A 24436-nucleotide genomic window follows, 5' to 3' on the forward strand; every position below is an offset into this window, starting at 1 on the left:
ATGATGGATTGGACCACGCCGCACTTCCGCTATCTGGCCCGCATCCTGAGCCGGCGCGCATTACTGTATACAGAGATGGTCACCACCGGTGCGTTGATTCATGGCGATACCGAGCGTTTTCTCCGGCACGATGGCTTCGAGTATCCGTTAGCGCTGCAGCTGGGTGGTAGTGATGCCGGTGAGCTGGCTCATTGTGCAAAGCTTGCGCAACAGTTTGATTTTAACGAGGTGAACCTGAACGTAGGCTGCCCCAGCGATCGGGTGCAGAACAACATGATCGGCGCCTGCCTGATGGCGCATCCCGATAAAGTGGCCGAGGGCGTGGCGGCGATGATTGACGCCACCGATGTGCCGGTGACCGTTAAACACCGCATTGGCATCAATGGCCGGGAATCCTGGGACCAGCTTTGCGAATTTATCGAGAAGGTAGCGGCGGCCGGCTGCAAGACCTTTATCGTGCATGCTCGCATTGCCGTTCTGGAGGGCCTGAGCCCAAAGGAAAATCGGGACATTCCACCGCTGAAGTATGACTGGGTATACCGCCTGAAGCAGACCTACCCGGATCTGGAAATCATCATCAACGGCGGCATTAAGACCTTTGACGAGTGCCGCGACCACTTGGCCCACACCGACGGCGTGATGATCGGCCGGGAGGCCTATCACAATCCCTGGCTAATGGCCGGGGTGGATACCGAGTTTTTCGGCGAGCCAGCTCCGGTTGCCAACCGCCACGAGGCCATGCGGGCCATGTTCCCGTTTATTCAGCAGGAGCTGGACCGGGGCGTGTACCTGACCCACATCACCCGGCACATCATGGGTCTGTTTCTCGGCATGCCCGGAGGCCGGCAGTTTCGCCGCCATTTGAGCGAGAACGCCAATAAGCCGGGCTCCGGGCTTGAAGTCATCGAGCAGGCACTGGCTAAAGTGCGACAGCCTGACGCTCTTTTGGAACACTGACGCACATCAAACCTTTGGTCGTCTTGTTCCTGTCGTAAGCTGCCGTTATTGTAGAGGTTACCAAGGCACTCGGGAGCTGGGTGCCGCACCAACATCTGACAACCGGGACGACAAAACGAATGACAAGCAAGCTGGACCAACTCAAAACCATGACCACCGTGGTCGCAGACACCGGCGACATAGACGCCATAGCCCAATGGCGGCCGGAAGATGCCACAACTAATCCGTCTTTACTGCTGAAAGCAGCTGCCTCAGACGCTTATCGCCCGATGCTGGATAAAGCCATTGCCTGTGCCAGCAAACACGGTGGCTCTGCCGCCGACCAGCTGACCATAGCAACAGACATGCTGGCCGTGCTGGCCGGCAAGGAAATCCTGAATCTTATCCCCGGCGTGGTGTCCACAGAGGTAGATGCCCGCTTATCCTTCGACACAGCCGCAACACTGGAGCGTGCTCGCCGGCTGGTGGAGCTCTATGATCAACAGGGCGCGGATACTGGTCGGGTGCTGATCAAGATTGCGTCCACCTGGGAAGGCATCCGCGCGGCGGAGCAGCTCGAGAAAGAAGGCATCCGCTGCAACCTCACCTTACTGTTCTCGTTCGTGCAGGCGGTCGCCTGTGCCCAGGCTGGTGCTCACCTGATTTCACCGTTTGTTGGTCGTATTCTGGACTGGCACCTGGCCAGTACAGGGCGAGACAGCTATCCGGCCGCGGAAGATCCCGGCGTTCAATCCGTCAGTCGAATCTATAATTACTACAAAGTGAATGGCTTCAACACCGTGGTGATGGGTGCCAGCTTCCGTAATACCGGCGAGATTGAAATGCTGGCCGGCTGCGATCGCCTGACCATCAGCCCTGCCCTGTTACAGGAACTGAAAGATGATCAGGGCGAGTTGGCCCGCAGACTGGATGCCAACAATGCTTCCAGTAGCGAGACCATTGGCACGGTGGATGAAAAGCTGTTCCGCTGGGAATCCAATGAAGACGCCATGGCGACCGAAAAACTGGCCGATGGCATTCGTCGCTTCGCGGCCGACCAGATTGAACTCGAACATCGGGTTCGCCGACTGGCCTCAGCCGCCTGATACGTGTCTGAACCAACAGTGGTCATACTATGATCGAATACCTGAAAAAGCTCTTTGCAGTACCGGCCGCCGAACCGGTTAAAGCCGATACCCATCAGCTGGCTATAGCCGCCACAGCCTTGATGGTGCAACTGGCACGAGTTGATAACCATGAGGACGAGCGCGAGCTGCAGATCATCGTAGACTGCGCGGTTAACGCCCATCAAGTTACCCGAGAAGAAGCCGAGGAGATTCTCACAGACGCTCTGGCGCACGCAGAAGATGCCACCTCGCTGTATGAGTTTACCGGGCAGATCAACGATCACTTCGATCAAGAACAGAAGCAGGCCCTGCTGGAGAGTATCTGGCGGGTTGCGCTGGCTGACGGGCGTATCGACAAGTACGAAGAACACCTTATTCGCCGTATGGCAGATCTGCTGCATCTTAATCATCGCGAGTTCATGCAGGCACGGCACCGGGCGGAAAGCGCCGCCAGTTAATTCAAGGAGAGCCCATGTTAGCCATACTTCATCCGAATACAGCGCTGGACAGCGAAGCCTATCGCCAAACCATGCACTACCTCGAGAACCTGCCAGGCGTCAGTCTGCGCTTGCATGAAGTGCAGGGTGCCAACCAGCGACTGACGGAAATCTATTTGCTGGGCGACACCAAGACCCTCGACATGGACGATATCGAAGCGCTGCCAGCCGTTGAGAGAGCAATCCGGATTTCTGACGATTACCGTATTCTGGGCCGTCACAAAGACGACAATCGCCAGAGCGGCTTCACCTACAACAGCGTTGAGTTCAGCCAGAACAACCTGAACATTTTTGCCGGCTTGTGTGCTGTCGATGTGCCCGAACACGTGGACATGATGATGCGGGCACTGCAAGAAAATGGTGAGCTGTGTACCCGCATGGGTGCCTATAAGCCGCGCACCAACCCCTACTCATTCCAGGGGCATGGCAAGGGTTGCCTGCCCTGGGTGTTCGAGAAAGCCGGCAAGCACGGTATCAAAGTGGTTGCCATGGAGATCACCCATGAAAGCCACATAGAGGAAATCGACACCTGTCTGGAAAAATTGGGCCGGCCCACAGGCGTGATGCTCCAGGTGGGCACCCGCAACACCCAGAACTTTGAATTGCTGAAAGCCATTGGTCGGCAGCGTACCTATCCGGTACTGCTAAAGCGCGGCTTCGGCATTACCCTGAACGAATCCCTGAATGCAGCTGAGTACCTGGCCAGCGAAGGCAACGCCAACGTCATCTTTTGTCTGCGCGGCATGAAAACCGAGGCCGGACAGCCGCATCGCAACATGGTGGACTTTGCGCATGTGCCCGCAGTCAAACGCCTGACCCGCATGCCCGTTTGTGTGGACCCGTCCCATTCTGTGGGCAGCCGCGATCGATCTCCCGATGGCATTCTGGACGTCATGCACGCCACCGCTCAGGGGGTCATTGCCGGCGCAAACATGGTGCTGGTGGACTTCCACCCGAAACCTGAAAAAGCCCTGGTCGACGGCCCACAGGCCTTGTTGATGAATGAGCTGCCAGCCTACCTGGAAGACATTCGGCTGTGTCACGACACCTGGAAGAAGCGCCAGGCTATCTATCAACGCCTTAAGGATAATGCTGCAGAATGATCGTTTATGGTCACCGGGGAGCCAAAGGTGAGGCTCCCGAAAACACCTTGCCCGGATTCGTCCATGCCTACCGGCATGGTATCCGGCACTTCGAACTGGATTTGGTGCTGTCGAAAGATGGACAGCCTGTAATGGTGCACGACCTGACGGTAGACCGGACCACGAGCAAAAAAGGCAACGTGGGGCATTATACCGCCGCAGAACTGGCCGATATGGATGCCCGTAAAAACACCAGCGCCTGGCCCAGAAAAACCGGCATCCCCTCCCTCGAAGCCCTGCTTGACCAACTCGATGGACTGGAACATCTTCAACTGGAAGTAAAAAAAGATAACCGGCCCCGGCTGAATGTTTTGTGTAATCGCCTAACCGAAGTTATTCAGCGCCGCAATATGTACCAGACCGCCACCATTACCTCCTCGGACCCATGGTTCCTCCGTGAGATGCGCCGAAGAGATAAAAACATCCGGATTGGGCTTGTCGCAGAGCGTAAATTTCCGAAACCCCTGAACCTGGCTACACGCCTGGGGTGCGAGTATTTCTGCGTGAACTGGAAGATTCTCAGCAAGGACATGGTCAATCTTGCTCACAAGCGCAACATGCATGTCTCCGCCTGGACGGTCAACCGCATTCACGACATGCTCGCACTGGAAGACATGGGGGTGGACAGCATCATTACGGACTACCCGACCAGTACCCGCATGTTTTTTGATAACCGGGCAAAAGCCCTGTTGAACCTACCCGCCAAGGAGAACGTCCAGGAGCCAGCCTGATACTGGGCTCCTGGATCCTGGCCTGATCAGAAAATTCGATTCAGACCATTCAGTGCGGCTACCCGATAAGCCTCAGCCATGGTCGGGTAGTTAAACGTGGTATTAATGAAGTAGTTCAGGGAGTTGGCCTCCCCTTCCTGGTTCATGATCGCCTGGCCGATGTGGACGATTTCAGCAGCCTGGTCACCAAAGCAGTGGATCCCCAGAATTTCACGGGTTTCACGATGGAACAGCAGCTTCAGCATGCCCACCGCTTCACCGGTTATCTGCGCCCGCGCCAAGTCTTTGAAGAAGGCCTGGCCGACGTCATAGGGTACCTTTGCCTCGGTCAGCTCACGCTCGGTTTTACCGACGGAACTGATCTCCGGAATGGTGTAAATGCCGGTAGGCACATCCGAGACAAAACGGAAGTATTCATCCTCAGCGATGGCTGATGAAGCCGAACGGCCCTGGTCATAAGCGGCACTCGCCAAGCTTGGCCAACCAATAACATCACCCACTGCGTAGACATTTTCCACCTCGGTGCGGTAATGATCGTCAACGGCCAACTGACCCCGATTATTCGCCACCAGTCCAATGTTCTCGAGACCCAGGTTTTCGGTATTACCACTGCGGCCGTTACACCAGAGGAAGGCATCAGCACGGATCTTCTTGCCGGATTGTAGCGACACCACGACACCGTGGTCATCACCCCGAACAGACTCATACTCTTCATTATGACGAACCAGAACGCCGTTGCTGCGCAAGTGATAACTCAGTGCATCCGAGATCTCATCGTCAAGAAACGAAAGCAGGCGATCGCCCGGGTTGATCAAATCGACTTTCACACCCAGCCCGGCAAAAATGGATGCGTATTCAGACCCAATAACACCGGCACCGTAGATCACCAGCGTGCGCGGCGTATGCGACAAATTGAGAATAGAGTCTGAGTTATAAATGCGGTGATGACGGAAGTCGACATCAGGCGGCAAATAAGGGCGCGAGCCCGTAGCAATAATCGCCTGTTTGAAGTGCAGCGTTTCTACCGACTTGTTACCGCGAATTTCCAGGCGGCTGTTATCGAGAAACGATGCACGGCCATTAATAAGATCAACCCGGTTTCTGGCGTAGAAACCGGTTCTCAATTTGACCTGTTTACCGATCACCTTCTGGGCATTCTGCAGTACGCGCGGGAATGAAAACCAGCGTGGCTCGCCAATATCCCGGAACATCTGATTGGTGTTGAAGGTGATGATCTGCTTGACCGAATGACGTAACGCTTTAGAGGGAATGGTCCCCCAATGTGTGCAGTTACCGCCCACCGTAGGCTTGTCTTCGATGATGGCTACCCGCCTGTTGTGCTTCGCCGCATTCATGGCCGCGCCCTCACCTGAAGGACCGGATCCGATAACGACAACGTCGTAATGATGCTCTGCCATGCGCGCAGTAACTCCTTATCTACGTTGCAAAAATGTATTTATCGTTATAGTGGTTACATCGATAAAACTGGTTTGATAACAGCCGTCGCTATCGTCGTCGGCCGTTATTTTTCTACCTTGGTGGCGTCGTACGTCAGGTCTTCAGCGGTCACCGGGGCGTCATCCTCATTGCGGCTTTCTTCGCACTTCTGGGGGCTACCACCACAGATATCGCAGGACTGGCTGATGCCCAGTGCGCCAATACCGCCACAGGTGCCACTGATTGGCTTACGCCCAAACATGACGCCAACCGACATGGCCGCGAGGAGCAGTGCCACAATCAGGAATACGAGAAGAAAGGTACCCATTACTGTTCTCCTTTACTGGACAACGTAAGACGAGAATGCCGGTGTCTGGTATGTATCAAAACCGCTTTCTCCTCTTACGATAAAATACGCCGGGATGTTTTCACGGGTTGCCAGGCTCATGGCCCGCTCATACCCCATGACGGTAAAAGCCGTTGCCAACGCATCTGCCGTCATGCTGTCGTCGGCAATCACAGTGACGGAGGCCAAACGGTTACTGATTGGTTGGCCAGTCGATGGATCAATTGTATGCGAATAACGCTGACCGTCCGATTCGTAATAGTTCCGATAGTCACCGGACGTTGCCAGTGAGTGTCGATCCATTGCTACGATCTTGTTGACCTGCCGAGCGTCTTCGGACGGCTCTTCAATAGCCAGACGCCAGGCGCCACCATCAGGTTTACGGCCATTTACCCGGACCTCACCACCTATCTCAACAAGGTACGCTGCTACGCCTTTTCTGTCGAGGTAACGAGCGACGACGTCTGCCCCGTAACCTTTGGCAATTCCCGACAAGTCAATGTACTGAGGCTTGGTACTACGCAAAGCCTGCGCAGCCTTATCAAGTTCAAGGTATTGGTATCCGGTCACTGCTAACAGTTCAGCAAGCTCAGACTCCGTAGGCACCTCGACCGGCCGGGCCTCTGGTCCGAATCCCCAAAGGTTGACCAAAGGGCCAATGGTGACATCAAAAGCGCCTTCCGTCAGTTCAGCTATTTCCTGACCGCGTTGAATCACTTCAAATAACGGTTCGGATAACGGCGTCCACTCTGACTGATCCTGCTTCTGATTTAGCCGGGACAGCTCGGAATCCTCCTTCCAGGTCGACATAGCTGCATCGACTTGCTCAAGCTCGTTTTGTATCCCCTTGGCCAGAGTCTGCAACCGTTGCTCGTCTTCTGGCAATACGACATTAATGTTATACGTCGTTCCGAAGATGCCCCCGGAGATCTCCCAGATTTTTTCCTCGTCTTTAAACGAGCAACCCGCCAGGGCAGCAACAGCCAGTGCCAAAAGGACACTGACCATAACCACCCTGACGGGCCGATACATGCGGGATGTCATATGAGCTGATTACCCCCCAAAGTCATCCAGCATGATGTTTTCATCCTCAACACCAAGATCCTTGAGCATCTTGATAACGGACGCGTTCATGATTGGGGGCCCACACATGTAAAACTCACAATCTTCCGGAGCCGGATGGTCCTTCAGATAGTTTTCGTACAACACGTTGTGGATAAACCCGGTCGGGCCTTCCCAATTATCGGTTGGCAGCGCATCAGACAACGCTACGTGCCACTCGAAGTTGTCGTTATCAGCCGCCAGACCGTCAAAATCTTCCACGTAGAACATTTCACGAACACTTCGTGCACCGTACCAGAAGCTGATTTTACGCTTGGAGTTCAGGCGCTTAAGCTGATCGAAGATATGGGAGCGCATAGGTGCCATGCCAGCACCGCCACCCACAAACACCATTTCGGCGTCAGTCTTCTTGGCAAAGAACTCACCAAACGGACCCATCACGGTGATCTTGTCACCCGGCTTCAGGTTGAACACAAAGCTGGACATGATGCCCGGCATGTGGTCTGTACCGGGAGGCGGAGTTGCAATACGGATGTTAAACTTGAGCACACCCTTTTCTTCCGGATAGTTCGCCATGGAATAGGCCCGGATGGTGTCCTCTTTGTTTATTGCCTTGTAACGCCAGATATCGTGCTTGTCCCAGTCTTCATGGAACTCCTCTTCGATATCGAAATCCTTGAAATCGATTTCGTAGGGAGGGCATTCGAGTTGCACATAACCGCCAGCACGGAAGTCAACTTCTTCGCCTTCAGGAAGCTTCAGCACCAGCTCTTTGATGAAAGTGGCCACGTTGTGGTTTGACAAAACCTCGCATTCCCACTTTTTGACGCCAAAGAATTCTTCTGGCACTTCAATCTTCATATCCTGCTTTACAGGAACCTGACAGGCCAAACGCCAGCCTTCTTTTTCTTCACGATTAGTAAAGTGGGTCTTCTCAGTTGGCAGCATGGCGCCACCACCATCAAAAACCTTGCATTTACATTGAGCGCAGGTGCCACCGCCGCCACAAGCAGACGACAGAAAAATGCCGCTGCCTGCAAGTGTGTTCAGCAACTTACCACCTGCTTCTGTCTTCATGGTGTGTTCCGGGTCATCATTGATTTCAATGGTGACATCCCCGGTGCTGACCAGTTTTGAACGCGCCGCCAGAATCACCGCCACCAGTGCAAGCACAATGACGGTAAACATGACTACGCCAAGAATAATTTCTGTATTCATGGTCTCGCCTTCTCGTAGTTAACCGATGATCCGGGTGCGCATCAAAGCGAAATGCCGGAGAACGACATAAAGCCAAGCGACATCAGGCCGACGGTGATGAAGGTAATACCCAGGCCACGCAGACCTTCGGGTACATCGCTGTACTTGAGCTTCTCGCGGATACCCGCCAGAGCCGTAATTGCCAGGGCCCAGCCGACACCTGCACCGAAGCCGTAGACCACGCTTTCACCAAAGTTGTAGTCACGCTCAACCATGAACAGTGACGCACCCAGGATGGCGCAGTTAACGGTGATCAGTGGCAGAAACACCCCCAGCGCGGAGTAGAGCGCAGGAATGTATTTGTCGAGCACCATCTCGAGAATCTGCACCAGCGCAGCAATTACGCCGATGTAGGTCAGAAGTCCCAGAAAGCTCAGATCAACGTCGGGCAAACCGGCCCAGGACAGCGCACCTTCACGTAATACGGTGTTAAAGATCAGATTGTTCACCGGAACTGACAACGTCAGTACCACAACGACCGCAATACCGAGGCCAAGGGCGGCCTCGATCTTTTTGGAGATCGCCAGGAACGTACACATCCCCAGGAAGAACGCCAGCGCCAGGTTTTCAACAAAAATGGCGGTAATCAGAAGACTTAAATAATGTTCCATCAGAAGGCCTCCCGGGTTTTATGAGCCGACATCTTGTAATCCGGCTCTTCCACCTGATCCGGTTTCCAGGTACGCAGTGCCCAGATGCCCAGTCCGATAATGAAGAACGCGCTCGGTGGCAACAGCATCATGCCGTTCGGCACATACCAGCCACCGTCGTTTACGGATGCCATGATGGTGAAGCCCAGCAGTTCACCAGAGCCAAACAGCTCGCGGAATACCGCCACGAACAGAATCGCGATGGAATAGCCAAGACCGTTACCGATACCATCCAGGAAGCTCAGCATCGGAGGGTTCTGCATGGCAAAGCCTTCAGCCCGGCCCATAACGATACAGTTGGTGATGATCAGACCAACGAATACCGACAGCTGCTTGCTGATTTCATAGGCATAGGCCTTGAGCAACTGATCGACCACGATAACCAGAGACGCAATGATGGTCATCTGCACGATGATCCGAATGCTATTGGGTATCTGGGTGCGGATCAGAGAGACCGCCAGGTTGGAGAACCCGGTTACCGCAATAACCGAAGCACACATGACCAGCGTTACGCTCAGGCTGGTGGTAACCGCCAGCGCCGAACAGATACCTAGAATCTGCAAGGCTATAGGGTTGTTGGTAAATATCGGCTCGAATAGAACCTTTTTGGCTGACATTTCAGACATTGATCAAGCCTCCCCGTCGCGCAGATTCTTGAAGAATGGTGCAAAACCATCCTCACCCATCCAGAAGTTGACCAGATTTTCGACACCACGAGCGGTCAGAGTTGCACCAGAGAGTGCGTCAATCTGATGTTCGCCATCCTCGGCACTGCGATCAGCACCACCTTTAACCAGGCGAATCTGAGGCTCACTTTTGTCGTCACTGTAGAGCTTCTGGCCAACCCACTGGCTTTTCCAGCGAGGGTTATCCACTTCACCGCCCAGCCCCGGGGTTTCAGCGTGATCGTAGAAACCAATACCCTCTATGGTGTTCAGATCACCTTCCAGCGAAATGAAGCCATACAGGGTGGACCAAAGGCCCGGCCCATGAACCGGCAACACCACACGCACCATTTCACCATCCTCTTCCAGGATATAAACGGTGGCAGCATGGGCACGGCGACGAATATTAGCAGTGTCCTGCGCGCTAGATAGACGCGTAGACATGTTGGGGTCACCAGCGGCGCGGTACTGATCGTAGCTCAGCGCATCTGGCACACCCAGCTCTTCTGGCGTAGTGAATTTACCGGTGCGCAGATCGACCAGGCGCGGCGTGAACTGACCGAACTGCTCCTCGATACGCTCACGGTTAGCACCGGGCTCAGACATGCCAGCGGCCTGAAGGATATTGGACTTGATGTCCAACTCTTGATTAAGCGCCTGCTGCGGACGCAACGACACCGCGGCGGCAGACACAATCACCGAACAAACGATACACAGGGCGAATGCGACCTGAATGGTCTTTCCGACCGTTTCTTTTTTCTTAGCCACGTGCGAGCCTCCGTTTGATGTTGGCTTGAACCACGTAGTGATCCATCAGCGGGGCAAACAGGTTAGCGAACAGGATGGCCAGCATGATGCCTTCCGGAAACGCCGGGTTGACTACACGGATCAGTACCGTCATCACGCCCACCAGAATGCCGAAGCACCAGCGCCCGGTGTTGGTCATGGCGGCAGACACTGGATCTGTGGCCATAAACATCATGCCGAACGCAAAGCCACCCATAACCAGGTGCCAATGTGCCGGAATCGCGAACATCGGGTTAGTATCGGAGCCAACAATATTCAGCAGCAGAGACGTCGCAATCATGCCGAGCAGCACACCCCCGACGATTCGGTAGGAGGCAATCTTCATGGCAAGCAATATCAGGCCGCCAATCAACACAGCAATGGTCGAGGTTTCGCCCATGGAGCCCTGAATGTTGCCAACGAACGCATTCATCCAGCCAATCTGGGTTTCCAGTGCTTCCATACCGCCGGATGCCGCCCAGCTCAGCGCGGTTGCGCCACTAAAGCCGTCTACCGCTGTCCAGACAGTATCACCGGAAATCTGTGCCGGATAAGCAAAATACAGGAACGCACGACCGGTCAGCGCCGGGTTCAGGAAGTTCTTGCCAGTACCGCCGAACACCTCTTTACCGATCACCACACCAAAGGTGATGCCCAGAGCCACCTGCCACAACGGGATAGTGGGCGGGCAGATCAGTGCAAACAGCACGGATGTTACGAAGAAACCTTCGTTGACTTCGTGACGACGAACCGTCGCGAACAGGACTTCCCAGAAACCACCAACGATAAATGTAACCGCGTAAATGGGCACAAAGTAGGCCATGCCATAAACGAAGTTATCCCACCAGCCAGCGCCTTCACCGGTAATGGCCAAAGCCAGAATAAACGCTTCGCGCAGCGCGCCGTCAGCAATCATTGCATCCGGGTTGGCAGCGAGGTAGCTGTTGGCCTGGAAACCGATGTTCCACATACCGAAGAACATGGCCGGGAAAGTACACATCCACACCGTAATCATGATGCGCTTGAGGTCTACGCCGTCACGCACATGAGAGGTAGTAGAAGCGACCTTGCCGGGAGTATAGAAAATGGTATCGACGGCCTCATAGAGCGCGTACCAGCGCTCGTATTTGCCACCTTTTTCAAAGTGATGCTCGATGCCATCGAGAAACTGTCGGATTGCCATCGTATTAGCCCTCGATCTCGATTCGAGTCAGATTCTCACGCAGAATCGGACCGTATTCATATTTGCCGGGGCACACGAAGGTGCACAGCGCCAGATCTTCTTCATCCAGCTCCAGAGCACCCAACTTCTGTGCCGTTTCGGTATCTCCAACAATCAGGGAACGCAGCAACTGAGTCGGCAGGATATCCAGCGGCATAATCTGCTCATAGGCACCAACCGGCACCATGGCGCGTTCACTGCCATTGGTGGTGGTGGTGAAGTTGAACAGTTTGCTGCCGCGGGCAAGACTGGACAGGTAAATGTTAAGCACAGAGAACCTGTTGGCACCCGGAGACAACCAACCAATGAACTCCCGCTTGGTGCCTTCTTCCAGCACCGAGACCTGATTGGCAAACCGGCCCAGGTACGCACAAGGACCATCGCCACGGCGACCGCCAAAAACGGAGCCTGAGATAGTACGGACTTCGCAGTCGTTGGCGATTTCGCCATCCAGCAATTCCGGCAGGCTGGCACCCAGACGAGTGCGAACCAAACGCGGCTTCAGAGCCTTGGGGCCACCAATCGCAACAATGCGCTCAACCGGGACTTCTCCGGTCTCGAACAGCTTGGCGATATCAATCACATCCTGATAGTTGATGGACCAGACAGCCTTGCTGACCGATACCGGATCCAGATGATGGATATGAGTCCCTACGTTGCCAGCCGGATGCACACCGTCAAACTGGTGCACTTCAATATTATCGGCTTTCGGCACAGCCACATCAGAGCCCGGCTTGCCAGTGACAAAGACTTTGCCATTGGTCAATCGTGAAATGATGGTGAGACCCTTCTCAAAGGCCCTGCTGTTTTCACCGATGATTACGGTAGGGTCTGCCGCCAGTGGATTGGTATCCATGACGGAAACAAAAATAGAGTTGGGCGCGGAGTCGATCGTCGGAACCTTGCTGTACGGCCGGGTGCGGAACGCTGTCCACAGGCCAGACTCAACCAGGTTATCGACAACCTGCTGGCGTTCCAGGCCGGCAAGATCCGAATCGTTGTAGCGGGCATAGGTTTCCGCCTCATCGCCATCGATTTCGATGACAACAGACTGAAACACGCGACGCTCGCCGCGATTGATTTCCTTCACAACGCCAGCAGCGGGTGATGTATAACGAACGCCTTCGGTCTTCTTGTCCGTGAACAGCAGCGTACCGCGCTTTACACGGTCTCCCTCTTTCACTTCCATCGTCGGCTTCATGCCGTTGTAGTCAAAACCGATCAACGCTACGTGGCGAATCGGCTTGCCGTCAGTGATGGTCTGCTCGGGAGCGCCGCTGATGGGAAGATCCAGGCCTTTTTTGATCTTGATCATTAGCCTCATCCAGTCATCAGAAACTATTCTGTGGATTTACAAAGCCCGGCCCCTGCGACCCAGGTTTCCTATCCGCATTACGCCAGAATGACGACAGTTTACGGTCCGAACGCCGTGGCAATTGCTGCCAATAAACGCCCAACGCAGGAAATGATGAGAAACGGGGTGCCAGACATACCCAAAATCGCGCCAATTATAGAGATTAAGGCGAGCCATTTCCACCGGTAGAGGAAATGGTTTTGTAGCCCGAAGTAACAAAAACCCCAGCAGCCAGAGCAACCGGGGTTCTTGAGACTTACCCTGTCAGCGCAGATTTACGACCTTAATCGCGCGCGCGTTTCGGGAAAATCGGGTAATCCACGCCAGCCATTTGGTTAACGCAGCGGATAACCTGTGCGCTGTAACCAAACTCGTTGTCGTACCACACATAAAGGATCAGGCGCTTGCCATTGGCAATGGTAGCCTGAGCATCAACGATGCCAGCATGACGAGAACCTACAAAGTCGGTAGAGACGACTTCCGGGGAGTTTACAAAATCAATCTGCTTCTGTAGCTCGGAATGCAGCGCCATCTCGCGCAGGTAATCATTAACCTTCTCGACATCCACGTCAGACTTCAGGTTCAGGTTCAGAATGGCCATCGATACGTTCGGGGTAGGAACGCGGATAGCGTTGCCGCTCAGCTTGCCTTTTAGCTCAGGCAGCGCCTTGGCAACCGCTTTGGCAGCACCGGTTTCGGTGATAACCATGTTCAGCGCCGCACTACGGCCACGACGACTGCCCTTGTGGTAGTTATCGATCAGGTTCTGGTCGTTGGTATAAGAATGAACCGTTTCAACGTGGCCGTCTTCAATACCGTACTCGTCGTTGATGGCTTTCAGCACCGGTGTAATGGCATTGGTGGTACAGGAAGCCGCAGACAAGATCTTGTCTTCGTCTGTGATCCAGTCGTTATTGATGCCGTACACAATGTTCTTGATGTCACCCTTGCCCGGAGCTGTCAGCATGACGCGGCTCACGCCTTTGGATTTCAGGTGCAGACCAAGACCGGCCTCATCACGCCAGATACCGGTGTTATCGATCACGATGGCATTGTGGATGTCGTAGGCGGTGTAATCCACTTTGTCCGGGCCGTCGGAGTAGATCACTTTGATAAAGTTGCCGTTAGCGATCAGGGCAGAATTTTCTTCATCCACGGTGATGGAGCCATCGAAGGGACCGTGAATAGAGTCACGACGCAGCAAGCTGGCGCGCTTTTCAAGGTCGTTCTCGGCACCGCCCTGGCGAACCACAATGGCACGCAAACGCAGGTTATTACCACCGCCGGCCTTTTCGATCAGAATCCGGGCCAGCAGGCGACCGATGCGACCAAAACCGTACAGAACCACATCTTTGGTTTCATTCTGGGCGTTCTGTTCGGACTGGGTAGCATACTGGCCAACCACCGGTCCGATTTCACGCTTGAGGAATTCGACCAGGTCGCCGCCCTCTTCCTTGAATTTAACCGCCAGTTTACCGATATCGACGTGGGCGCGACCCAACTCCATGCTGTCCATCGCCTGCAGAATTGGCAGGGTGTCGTGAACCGACAGCTCATTATTCTCAACCTGACGCACAAAGCGATGAGCGCGAATGATATCAATCACGGATTGGTTGATGATCGCACGACCATACACGGACGTAACAAGGTTGTTTTTGCGGTAGAGACGGCCGATCAGCGGAATCATCGCCTCTGCGGTGGATTCTCTGTCAGTCCAGTTGGACAGGTGCTGGTTGATCTGTTCGTGACTCACGGTTGAAACCTCGTATGGCACTGGGAAAAATGGGTGGCGCATATTATCCAACTTAAGACGCCTCACGGCAAATAGCGATTTGTCTGCCCCGGCCATGACACCGAAACCCCCGAACGCTAGAATAGCGCCGCCCTGCTCAAGATGCGCCCACTCAGGAGAATTGTCAGCTCATGACTCAAGGTTCAGCCCGTGCAACCTCACCGACCTCACTGATTGCCCCGGCCGCCCCGGAACGCAGCGCAGATCACCGCAAATGGGGCCAGCTTCATGGCTGCAGTGACGCCCTGGCCATTTGTGAAAGTGCCAGGCATCACAAAGGGCTGACGCTGGTTGTTACCCGCAGCACCGACAATGCCATCCGTCTTGAACAGGCCATCCGCTTTTTCCTGAACCTTCCACCTGAAGAAGACGGCACGACAGTCGCGGAAGACGGGCTGGAACTGCTATCGCTGCCAGACTGGGAAACTCTACCCTACGATCTGTTTTCGCCCCACCAGGACATCACATCAAGGCGCATACGCACGCTGCACCGCTTGCCCTCAACCCAGCACAGCATTCTGGTGGTCCCGGCGCGCACCCTGATGCACCGGCTGGCGCCACCCAGCTATTTACAGGGCAACACTCTGCTCCTGAAAACCGGGCAGACTCTGAACATCGACAGCTGGCGCATGCAGTTGGAAGCCGCCGGTTATCGCCACTCCGAAAACGTTTATGAACATGGTGAATATGCCGTTCGTGGCGCCATCCTGGACATCTATCCGATGGGCTCTAACCTGCCCTACCGGATTGACCTGTTCGATGATGAGATCGAAACCCTGCGAACATTTGACCCAGAGACCCAGCGCTCAATCGACCGCATCGAACAGATTGAACTGCTGCCTGCCCATGAGTTCCCCTGGCACAAGGAAGCCCGCTCCGGCTTTCGGAACCGCTGGTTTGAGTATTTCCCTCACGCAGACAAGAGCTCGCCGGTGTATCAGGACGTCAGTAATGGCATTACCCCGCCGGGTATCGAATACTATCTGCCGCTGTTTTTTGATGACACAGCAACCTTGTTCGATTACCTGCCACCAACAACTCTGGTCTTTACCGCAGATGGCCTGAACGATGCTGTGACCGCCTTCGATGCAGAAACCCGCAGTCGCCACGAGGACCGCAGGTATGACCGGCTTCGCCCTATCCTGCCGCCGGGAGAACTGTTTCTTCAACAGGACGATGTATTTGGTCAGCTCAAACGCTACCCACGGGTCACCTGCACGACACAGCTGATGGAGGGTGCCGGCACCGCCAATTGCGGCGCAGACGCATTACCAGACGTCGCCATGGATGGCCGGGCCGCAGACCCGGCCGGGCGACTGAAGCGTTTTATCAAGGAGTTTCCGGGCCGGGTGCTGATCTGCGCCGAATCTTCCGGGCGACGTGAGGCTCTGATTGAGAGCCTGCGTGATCACAACCTCAAGTTGGCCACCGTGGGCAGCTGGCAAGAATTCCTGGGCAACCAGAAGACTGCACTGGCCATCACCATCGCACCCATGGAACAAGGCATGGTGCTGCCCGGGCAGCAGCTCGCCCTGATCACTGAAACAGCGCTGTTCGGCGAACGGGTATTGCAGCGCCGGCGCCGTGACAAGCCCACCGAAACCGATGACGCCGGCTACCGAGACTTATCTGAACTCCGCATTGGCTCGCCCGTAGTCCACATTGACCACGGCGTTGGCCGCTACAAGGGCCTTGAGACCATCAGTGCTGGCGGAGAATCCAATGAGTTCCTGACTCTGGAATACGCTGACGGCGCCAAACTCTATGTACCGGTATCCAACCTGCACCTGATTTCCCGTTACGCCGGCACCGATGAAGAGCATGCGCCACTGCATAAACTGGGCACTGATCGCTGGAGCACCGCCAAGCAGAAAGCTCTGGAAAAAATCCGCGATACCGCAGCAGAGCTGCTGGATGTATACGCCCGACGGGAAGCCCGCAAAGGCTTTCAGTTTGAAGATCCGAAGGAAGCCTACCGCGCCTTTGCCGCCGGCTTCCCGTTTGAGGAAACCCCGGACCAGCAGCTGGCCATTCAGTCGGTGTTTGAAGACATGACCAGCGAGCAGCCCATGGACCGTCTGGTGTGTGGCGATGTCGGCTTCGGCAAAACCGAAGTCGCCATGCGCGCCGCCTTCCTAGCCACCTGGTCCGGCAAGCAGGTAGCTGTACTGGTGCCAACCACGCTTCTGGCCCAGCAACATTACGAATCCTTCCGGGACCGTTTCTCAGACACCCCGGTGTCCATCGAACTGCTCAGCCGCTTTCGCAGCGGCGCACAGACCAGTAAAGCGATGACAGCCATCGAAGAAGGCCAGGCCGACATCGTGATTGGCACCCATAAACTCCTGCAAGGCGACGTGAAGTTCAAAAATCTGGGCCTGGTGATCATCGATGAGGAACACCGGTTCGGCGTGCAGCAAAAAGAAAAGCTGAAATCGCTAAGGGCCGAGGTGGACATGCTTAACCTGACCGCCACCCCCATCCCCCGAACCCTGAACATGGCCATGGGCCACTTACGGGATCTGTCGATCATTGCCACACCACCGGCCCGCCGGTTATCGGTAAAAACCTTTGTGCGCCAGCGCGAAGAAGCCATGGTAAAAGAAGCCGTTCTGCGGGAAATACTTCGTGGTGGCCAGGTGTATTTTCTGCACAACGACGTGTCCACCATTGAGAAAACCGCCGAAGACCTGCGCCGCCTGATTCCAGAAGCCCGGGTGGGTGTCGCCCATGGTCAGATGCGCGAGCGCCAGCTTGAGCAGATCATGTCGGACTTCTACCACAAACGGTTTAACGTACTGGTGTGCACCACCATCATCGAAACCGGCATTGACGTGCCCAGCGCCAACACCATTATTATTGAGCGTGCCGACAAGTTTGGTCTGGCCCAGCTGCACCAACTCCGTGGCCGGGTTGGCCGCTCGCATCACCAGGCATACGCCTACTTGTTGACGCCACCACCCAAAAGTATTTCCACGGATGCAAAAAAACGACTGGATGCCATTTCCGAGGCCCAGGATCTGGGTGCCGGCTTTATGCTGGCAACCCACGATCTCGAAATTCGAGGCGCCGGCGAACTGCTGGGGGACGAGCAGAGCGGCCAGATCGAGAGCATCGGCTTTACCCTGTACATGCAGTTGCTGGATGAGGCCGTCAAAGCCATTCGCGAGGGCCGCACGCCAAACGCGGAACTGCCCCTCAGCCATGGCACTGAAATCAATTTGCGCATCCCTGCGCTGATCCCCGATGATTATCTGCCAGACGTTCACAACCGTCTGATGCTGTACAAGCGCATCGCCAGCGTGAAAGACGAAGAGGCATTAAAAGAACTTCAGGTTGAGATGATCGATCGCTTCGGATTATTACCGGAGCCCGCCAAAAACCTGATCCGCCAAACCCAGCTAAGACTGAGGGCAGAAGCTCTGGGCATTGTAAAAATCGATGCCGGCAAGGAATGGGTGCGACTGGAGTTTGGCGCCTCAACACCAGTAGACCCACTGACCCTGGTTAAAAAAGTGCAATCCGCACCAGACACCTATCGACTGGAAGGTGCCAACAGCTTTCGCTTCCGGCTGAATGATGACTCAACCGGTGGTAAACTCGACGCCATCGCAACCACGCTCAGTGAACTGGCGCCCAAAAGCAGGCCAGCCAAAGCGTCGTGAGCCAACAACGATTCAGGTGGAGTAACACTCTTGCAAGCCCAACCTCTCTGTTCAAGGCACGTTATGGCCGGAGCCGTTCTGGCCACGGCCCTCACATTGGCTCCCGCAACATTGATGGCACAGAGCCAGTCTGAAAGCATCCCTCAGGATTACTACCGGGCGGAATTCGTCATTCTGGAGCGCCTGGTCGACCCAGCCGGCATAGAAGAACAGATGTCGGGAAAACACGTGGAACCCTCTGTGCAGGTGGATAAAGCGCTGTGGGTCAGCCAGGAAGGCGGCAGCCACCGTAGCGACCTCAAGCTGGTGCCTCGCAGCGAACTGCACCTGAACCAGGCCGCGGCCAGGCTTGAGCGCAGCGGAAACTACCGCCTACTGGCCGCAACCGGCTGGTATGAGGCATTCCCACCGGATTACGACGGCGAACCCCTGCAAGTGGCCGTTGGCGACTGGCTAACGGAAGCCGGTCAGCGTGCGGTAGAAGGACACATTGTGGTTGATCGCCAACGCTTCCTTCATGTTGGCGTTCATCTGAACCACTGGGTGATTGATGAAGACGGCCTGAGGGCTGCCCGTGTACTTGAACAGCCATCACAAGATCCCGATGAGCCAAACAACGAGCAAGCACCGATCTCTCAGCGTGCCTCAGACCAGGCCACCGAAGGTCTGCTGGAAGTATCAGAAAGGCCAGCTTTGGCCCCTCTGAAACTGGCAACCTGGATTCGGGAAACACGCCGGATGCGCAGTGAAGAAATCCATTTTATCGATTCCCCCACCATTGGCGTGCTGGTGTTCTTCAAGAGGATTGAGGCAACTGACTAAGCTGACCAAGGCCGGCCATTGAACGCTCAAGGATCTGTTTAACTCCAGACATCCCCTGCTCAATGGCCGCCTCAATCTCTGCCATGGTAATGATGTGGTCGGACTTACCAGCCGCCCAGTTTACCACCAGCCCAAGACTGACGTAACGCATACCGAGCTCTGCCGCCAGAACGGCTTCAGGCATTCCTGTCATCCCTACGATATCGCAGCCATCCCGCTCCATACGGCGGATCTCCGCCGCCGTTTCAAGCCGAGGCCCCTGAGTTGCTCCATACACACCAAAATCCGAGAACGACACACCAGCACTTGTCGCCGCATTGATGAGCAGCTGGCGGCCATCCTGGTCATAGGGCCAGGTAAAATCAATGTGGGTCACCTGCTCCAGATCACCCTCAAAAAAAGTACTGGCCCGGCCCCAGGTGTAATCAATCAACTGATCCGGAATCACCACATGAGCAGGCCCCATCTGGTGGTGAATCCCACCAACTGCGTTAACACCGACCACCGTTCTTACCCCGGCATCGTAAAGTGCCTGAAGGTTTGCCCGGTAGTTAACCTGATGAGGCGGAATACGATGAGGATTGCCATGACGCGCCAGAAAAATAACCGCCTGCTGCCCTAGCCTGCCACGCACAAGGCCAGATGAAGGCGCCCCCCAAACGGTCGTCACCTGCTCTTCGCCCACAATATTCAGGTCACTAAGGCTGGTTAACCCGGTGCCCCCGATAATGCCTACTGGCCGGTCGTCAGCGATTGCTGTCATTAACTGTCTCCGCTTGAGTGTCTGCACTTTGATTCTGGCTTTCCTCGGTCGCGCTGCCCTCGCGGCCGGCACCGTTAACCTTCAAGCCATCCGGCAAGTGCAAGGTTCGGGTCGGGAAGGCCACTTCGGCGCCATGACTTTCGATGATATCGCTGATCCTGAGCAGTACATCTTCTTTGACTTGGTGGAACAGAACCCACTGGGTCGTCTTGGTAAAGGCATAAACCATGATGTCGAGAGAGGATGCGTTAAACGCCAGAAAGTTCACAATCAGGGTTTCGTCAGCCGCAATGTCATCGTGATTCTTTAGCATGTCTCGAATCTCATCCACGATCTTCTTCATGGAATGGACGTCCGCATAACGAATACCGATGTTCTCAAAGATACGGCGGTTGGTCATCCGGGACGGGTTTTCTACCGCGATGGTGGTAAACGCCGCGTTCGGTACATAGAGAGGCCGCTTGTCAAAGGTACGAATGGTGGTCAGTCGCCAGCCAATCTGCTCGACCGTACCTTCTATGTTCCGGTCCGGCGACCTAACCCAGTCGCCAACCTTGAACGGACGGTCCAGATGTATAATGAAGCCACCAAAAAAGTTTGCCAGCAGATCTTTTGCCGCAAAACCGACCGCAATGCCACCCATACCACCAAAGGCCAGTACACCGGAAATACTGAAGCCGAGCGTTTGCAGTGCCGTAAGGACTGCGGTGATGATGACCACCGCTCGCAGCAACTTGCTGATCGCGTTCACCGTGGTGTAGTCCATCGGCTTGCGCATCTTGACCGGAGACACCAGGATTCTCTCGATCTCTTTGATCATGCGCAACATCGCCCAGACCAGCACCCAGACGAAACCAATTTGCAACAGGGTGCTGTTGGCCGTGAAGACTTCCGCCTCAGAGAAGTGATAAGCCACCTCTGCCGCCCAATAAACACCTTGTAGCCAGATGAACGCCACAACCGGCCTGCGGGCGGCATGCAATAACGCATCGTCCCAGAGATTTCGGGTCGCGTTGAATTTTTGCTCCAGAACACCGATCACCCGGGACGCAATAAAGGCCGCGACGGCGGTTCCGAACACGAGTATGAAAATCAGAATGGCAGCGCGCCAGCCTTCGGACAGCATTCCGAAATCTTTAATCCAGCTATTCAAAATGCCCAAGGTTTCTCCAATCATCCTATGCCTCTGAACAGCCCTGCTTAATTAATGGTGACCCGGGTACCTGCGGCAACCCGGTCGAAAAGATCCGCAACATCGTCGTTGCGCATTCGAATACAACCGTGGGAACGAGCAACACCCATCGGCTCGGTGTCCGGAGTACCGTGAATGTAGATAAACCGGCGAAACGTATCGACACCCGGACCACGGTTGCGCCCGCGCTCTGCCCCGCACAACCAGAGAATGCGGGACAGAATCCAGTCTCTGTCCGGCTGCGCCGAGGCGAGCTCGGGAGTATACAGCTCCCCGGTAGGTCGGCGTGCCCTGAATACCGTATTCAGCGGTAACCCGGCACCAATCATGGCCCGGATATAATGTTCACCAATGGGTGTGCAACCGCTCGCATCCTGCTGACCCGGTCCGTTGAGCGCAGTTGAGACCTTGTACCGGGCCAGCTCGTCATCGCCGGGGGCGAGCAGCACCAAAGACTGATCTGCAATGGAGATCTCTACGCGTGCAGCGTTTCTGGACTGGGTGTTCACAGGGGGCGGGCTCCCTCCAATTAAAATCAGAGGAAAGCCTACCCGAGGCGGGGAAGGTCAGGCAACAGAGACTTTGCTCTCGGGTGGAGGCGTTAACAATTTATCCGGAGCCTGCATGCCGGCGGCCAGGAAGGGCACGAGTCGTGCGGCGATTTCCTGAACGGAAGTTTCTACACCGGTCTTGTTCTGCAGGATATCCCGAAGCGCATCGCTGCTGGACATGGTAAAGGCGGTCGCCCCCAGCATGAACTGAATACGCCAGTATCGGTCAACCGAGGACAGTTCCGGCGTAGCTTCTTTAAGCAATCGCATAAAACGCCCGAATGGCTGACTGTATTCCTGCTCAAGGAACTTCCTCAGATGGCCCTGAGACTGGGTATAGGCCAAACCCAGCAACCGCATGAAGATAGAGATTCCGCGGTCATTACGCTGCGGCATACGCACGGCGCTTTCGGTAAGCGCCCACAGAGTCTGGTTCAACGTGGGAGGATTGCCACCACAGCGCTCTTCCAGGTCATCAAAGGCGGTTTCGAGTGTGGCTGAAAAAGGCGAGAGAAACCGTGCAAACACAGCGTGAATCAAAGCGTTTTTCGACCCGAAATGGTAATTGACAGCCGCCAGATTTACTTTAGCCTTACTGGTAATCATCCGAAGAGATGTTTCGGAGAACCCCCGCTCAGCAAACAGCTCCTCAGCAGCGTCGAGAATGCGATCAACGGTATCAGACTGCGCCATGTTATTTTCCGTGCCTCTAGCAAACGTCTGTTTGAAACATACGTTTGAAGCGCGGTTATGTCAAGTACGCTCCACCGGCACTGCGGCCACCGATTGCCAACCGTTGTCGATGGCAGCCTGGTTACCTTCAAAAAACGCCTGCTGCACACGACTGTATGCTTTTTCTGCCTCCAGCAGGTAAATCAGGTACAACCTCACATACTCCCGGCGAGTCAGGCTTCGGGCCAGCCCGCGCTGCTCGCTCAACCTGAGCAAATCACTGAACCGCGTGTGCCTCAGGACCGGGTTGTATTCCACCATGCGTGCACACTGCCAGATCAGCCCTTCTTTACCCTCCAGGTGCTCGATGTGTTTGCGGGCATCTTTAAGCAAACGCTGCCTTTTGACCACCAGATCAAGATACGAGGGCTTGGCGGTGTAGATGTGCCGGATAAAAGGAACGCCCAACAGCAGAATAATCACAAAAGCACCAAACCCACCTCCGGCGATCCAGGCAGGAATAAAACCCGTCAGCCCACTGAGGAATATGGAGGCCGCCACCAATGCACTGAACACCCAGAGATCGCGGCTACGCCGTGCTGCTGCCATCTGGTAGTTATCAGGCCAGTCAGACATCGCCAATAGCTCGAAATCCATAAGCAGCACCCGGTCACACTGGCGCAACATCAACCTGAGCTTACGCTGTTTTGAGTCTGCCAGCGCTTGCTCGATATCGCCGTTTGTCTGCGGGCTGGATTCGTCGCCGCTGCTCTGACCGGCTGATGCTGCCTGCCCTGCCTCGGCGGCTTCATCCGCAGGCTCGAACCCTTCCATGGTTTGCAAGGCCTCCGTTCGCTGGGCTGCATTCAGCGCAGATTGAGGCGAAGCCGGTATCGGATCGGCCGCGCGGCCAGGCCTCAATACAGCGCCGGAAGACGTGGCGTCGTCAGTTTTTTCTGATGCAGATTGCTCAGCCATCGGGCTACCTATGTCGGCGATTGCTATACCCAGTATCGGCCTTTTAGCCGATATCTTGAATGTCCGATTTGCCGACGCATCACTGTCAGTCTTTCTTGGCAACAGCACCGGGCACCGGTATCCTTGCCCGATCATTCAGGGTTCAGGAGAACGGTTATGTTTACGGGCATTGTTCAGGGTATCGCAAAAGTGACCGAGATCGTTGCAGCTCCGGGCCTGAGCACCCTCGTGATCGACTTTCCGGCCAGCAAGGTTGAGGGCGTGACCATAGGTGCATCGGTCGCCATCAACGGCACTTGCCTCACGGTTACCCGCCAGGACGGAGCCCGCCTCTATTTTGACGCCATGCAAGAAACCTTGCGACTGACCACGCTGGGTGGACTGTCGCCGGGTGACGCCGTGAATTTTGAGCGGGCGGCACGCATTGGCGATGAGATCGGCGGGCACCTGCTCAGCGGCCACATTCACACCACTGCGCGGATTGTTGAGATTATCCGGCCGGAGAATAATGTAACCTTGTGGTTTGAGATCCCTGCCGAGTGGAGCCGATACGTATTTGCCAAAGGCTACATCGCCATTAACGGCGCCAGCTTGACCATCGGAGACGTTCAGGACAACCGGTTTAACGTTCACCTGATTCCAGAAACCTTGCGCGCGACAACTTTCGACACGGTTGAAGAGGGCCAGGATGTGAACATCGAGGTTGACAGCCAGACCCAAACCATTGTGGATACCCTGGCCAGACTGGGCTACGATCGCCCGTCCTCCCTCAGGAGCTGACAAAACCGA

General features: G+C 55.3%; 23 protein-coding genes. 8 read left to right on the forward strand and 15 right to left on the reverse strand.

The genetic code is table 11. The annotated features are described in order from the left end of the window. The 5 genes from dusA to IBX51_RS06380 all read left to right on the forward strand — a co-directional run. On the forward strand, window positions 1-957 hold a 957-nt coding region (gene dusA / locus IBX51_RS06360; protein ID WP_291829884.1), incomplete at its 5' end, for a tRNA dihydrouridine(20/20a) synthase DusA. A gap of 119 nt (window positions 958-1076) precedes the next feature. After that, window positions 1077-2042, forward strand: a complete 966-nt coding sequence (gene tal, locus IBX51_RS06365; RefSeq protein ID WP_291829886.1) for a transaldolase — start codon at window positions 1077-1079, stop codon at window positions 2040-2042. 29 nt (window positions 2043-2071) lie between these two features. Further along, a complete protein-coding gene (locus IBX51_RS06370) occupies window positions 2072-2521 on the forward strand; it encodes a TerB family tellurite resistance protein (RefSeq protein ID WP_291829888.1) in 450 nt (149 codons plus the stop codon). Window positions 2522-2535: 14 nt separating this feature from the next. Beyond that, a complete protein-coding gene (locus tag IBX51_RS06375; RefSeq protein ID WP_291829890.1) occupies window positions 2536-3663 on the forward strand; it encodes a 3-deoxy-7-phosphoheptulonate synthase in 1128 nt (375 codons plus the stop codon). Further along, on the forward strand, window positions 3660-4433 hold the full coding sequence (locus tag IBX51_RS06380) for a glycerophosphodiester phosphodiesterase (RefSeq protein WP_291829893.1): 774 nt from the start codon (window positions 3660-3662) through the stop codon (window positions 4431-4433). The genes IBX51_RS06375 and IBX51_RS06380 overlap by 4 nt, the downstream gene beginning before the upstream one ends. A 26-nt stretch (window positions 4434-4459) precedes the next feature. Here IBX51_RS06380 and sthA read toward each other — a convergent pair whose 3' ends face one another. From sthA to IBX51_RS06430, 10 genes are all read right to left on the reverse strand, one after another. Next, complete coding sequence (gene sthA / locus IBX51_RS06385) at window positions 4460-5851, reverse strand: Si-specific NAD(P)(+) transhydrogenase (RefSeq protein ID WP_291829895.1); 1392 nt, start codon at window positions 5849-5851, stop codon at window positions 4460-4462. Between the two features lie 104 nt (window positions 5852-5955). After that, entirely contained in the window at window positions 5956-6198 is a 243-nt protein-coding gene (nqrM, locus tag IBX51_RS06390; RefSeq protein ID WP_291829897.1) for a (Na+)-NQR maturation NqrM, read from the reverse strand. A gap of 12 nt (window positions 6199-6210) precedes the next feature. Further along, a complete protein-coding gene (locus IBX51_RS06395; RefSeq protein WP_291829899.1) occupies window positions 6211-7260 on the reverse strand; it encodes an FAD:protein FMN transferase in 1050 nt (349 codons plus the stop codon). Window positions 7261-7269: 9 nt separating this feature from the next. Then, window positions 7270-8496: an NADH:ubiquinone reductase (Na(+)-transporting) subunit F gene (gene nqrF, locus IBX51_RS06400; RefSeq protein WP_291829902.1), complete on the reverse strand. Its 1227-nt coding sequence runs from the start codon at window positions 8494-8496 to the stop codon at window positions 7270-7272. Between the two features lie 41 nt (window positions 8497-8537). Then, the gene (gene nqrE / locus IBX51_RS06405; protein WP_291829904.1) at window positions 8538-9146 is read right to left on the reverse strand and encodes an NADH:ubiquinone reductase (Na(+)-transporting) subunit E; all 609 of its coding nucleotides are present in this window, start codon (window positions 9144-9146) and stop codon (window positions 8538-8540) included. Continuing rightward, window positions 9146-9811 (reverse strand): NADH:ubiquinone reductase (Na(+)-transporting) subunit D, encoded by a 666-nt coding sequence (locus IBX51_RS06410; protein ID WP_291829905.1) that lies wholly within the window; start codon window positions 9809-9811, stop codon window positions 9146-9148. The genes nqrE and IBX51_RS06410 overlap by 1 nt, the downstream gene beginning before the upstream one ends. Window positions 9812-9814: 3 nt before the next feature. Then, complete coding sequence (locus IBX51_RS06415) at window positions 9815-10618, reverse strand: Na(+)-translocating NADH-quinone reductase subunit C (RefSeq protein ID WP_291829907.1); 804 nt, start codon at window positions 10616-10618, stop codon at window positions 9815-9817. After that, window positions 10611-11819 (reverse strand): NADH:ubiquinone reductase (Na(+)-transporting) subunit B, encoded by a 1209-nt coding sequence (locus IBX51_RS06420; protein ID WP_291829909.1) that lies wholly within the window; start codon window positions 11817-11819, stop codon window positions 10611-10613. Before IBX51_RS06420 ends, IBX51_RS06415 begins: the two co-directional genes overlap by 8 nt. Before the next feature lie 4 nt (window positions 11820-11823). Further along, on the reverse strand, window positions 11824-13173 hold the full coding sequence (locus IBX51_RS06425; RefSeq protein WP_291829912.1) for a Na(+)-translocating NADH-quinone reductase subunit A: 1350 nt from the start codon (window positions 13171-13173) through the stop codon (window positions 11824-11826). A 322-nt stretch (window positions 13174-13495) separates the two neighbouring features. Then, a complete protein-coding gene (locus tag IBX51_RS06430; protein WP_291829915.1) occupies window positions 13496-15007 on the reverse strand; it encodes a glyceraldehyde-3-phosphate dehydrogenase in 1512 nt (503 codons plus the stop codon). A gap of 128 nt (window positions 15008-15135) precedes the next feature. On the opposite strand from IBX51_RS06430, the gene mfd reads away from it, so the two are divergent. Further along, window positions 15136-18669 (forward strand): transcription-repair coupling factor, encoded by a 3534-nt coding sequence (gene mfd, locus IBX51_RS06435; protein WP_291829918.1) that lies wholly within the window; start codon window positions 15136-15138, stop codon window positions 18667-18669. A 63-nt stretch (window positions 18670-18732) separates the two neighbouring features. Then, window positions 18733-19491, forward strand: coding sequence for a CsiV family protein (locus IBX51_RS06440; RefSeq protein ID WP_291829920.1), 759 nt, complete (start codon window positions 18733-18735; stop codon window positions 19489-19491). Here IBX51_RS06440 and IBX51_RS06445 read toward each other — a convergent pair. From IBX51_RS06445 to IBX51_RS06465, 5 genes are all read right to left on the reverse strand, one after another. Then, entirely contained in the window at window positions 19466-20254 is a 789-nt protein-coding gene (locus IBX51_RS06445) for an S-methyl-5'-thioinosine phosphorylase (protein WP_291829922.1), read from the reverse strand. The two genes, IBX51_RS06440 and IBX51_RS06445, sit on opposite strands and share 26 nt — an antisense overlap. Further along, entirely contained in the window at window positions 20238-21431 is a 1194-nt protein-coding gene (locus IBX51_RS06450) for a mechanosensitive ion channel family protein (RefSeq protein WP_291829925.1), read from the reverse strand. The genes IBX51_RS06445 and IBX51_RS06450 overlap by 17 nt, the downstream gene beginning before the upstream one ends. 23 nt (window positions 21432-21454) lie before the next feature. After that, window positions 21455-21919, reverse strand: coding sequence for a L,D-transpeptidase (locus tag IBX51_RS06455; RefSeq protein ID WP_291829962.1), 465 nt, complete (start codon window positions 21917-21919; stop codon window positions 21455-21457). A gap of 93 nt (window positions 21920-22012) precedes the next feature. Beyond that, a complete protein-coding gene (locus tag IBX51_RS06460; protein ID WP_291829927.1) occupies window positions 22013-22690 on the reverse strand; it encodes a TetR/AcrR family transcriptional regulator in 678 nt (225 codons plus the stop codon). 60 nt (window positions 22691-22750) lie between these two features. After that, window positions 22751-23647 carry a hypothetical protein gene (locus IBX51_RS06465; RefSeq protein ID WP_291829929.1) on the reverse strand — a complete coding sequence of 299 codons (897 nt, stop codon included), beginning with the start codon at window positions 23645-23647 and terminating at the stop codon, window positions 22751-22753. Window positions 23648-23803: 156 nt separating this feature from the next. Between IBX51_RS06465 and IBX51_RS06470 the strand changes: the two genes are divergently transcribed. Continuing rightward, window positions 23804-24427 carry a riboflavin synthase subunit alpha gene (locus IBX51_RS06470; RefSeq protein ID WP_291829931.1) on the forward strand — a complete coding sequence of 208 codons (624 nt, stop codon included), beginning with the start codon at window positions 23804-23806 and terminating at the stop codon, window positions 24425-24427. Window positions 24428-24436 lie beyond the last annotated feature (9 nt).

Origin of the sequence: Marinobacter sp. (assembly GCF_014859525.1) — a bacterium.
In the GTDB taxonomy this organism is placed as follows: Bacteria; Pseudomonadota; Gammaproteobacteria; order Pseudomonadales; family Oleiphilaceae; genus Marinobacter.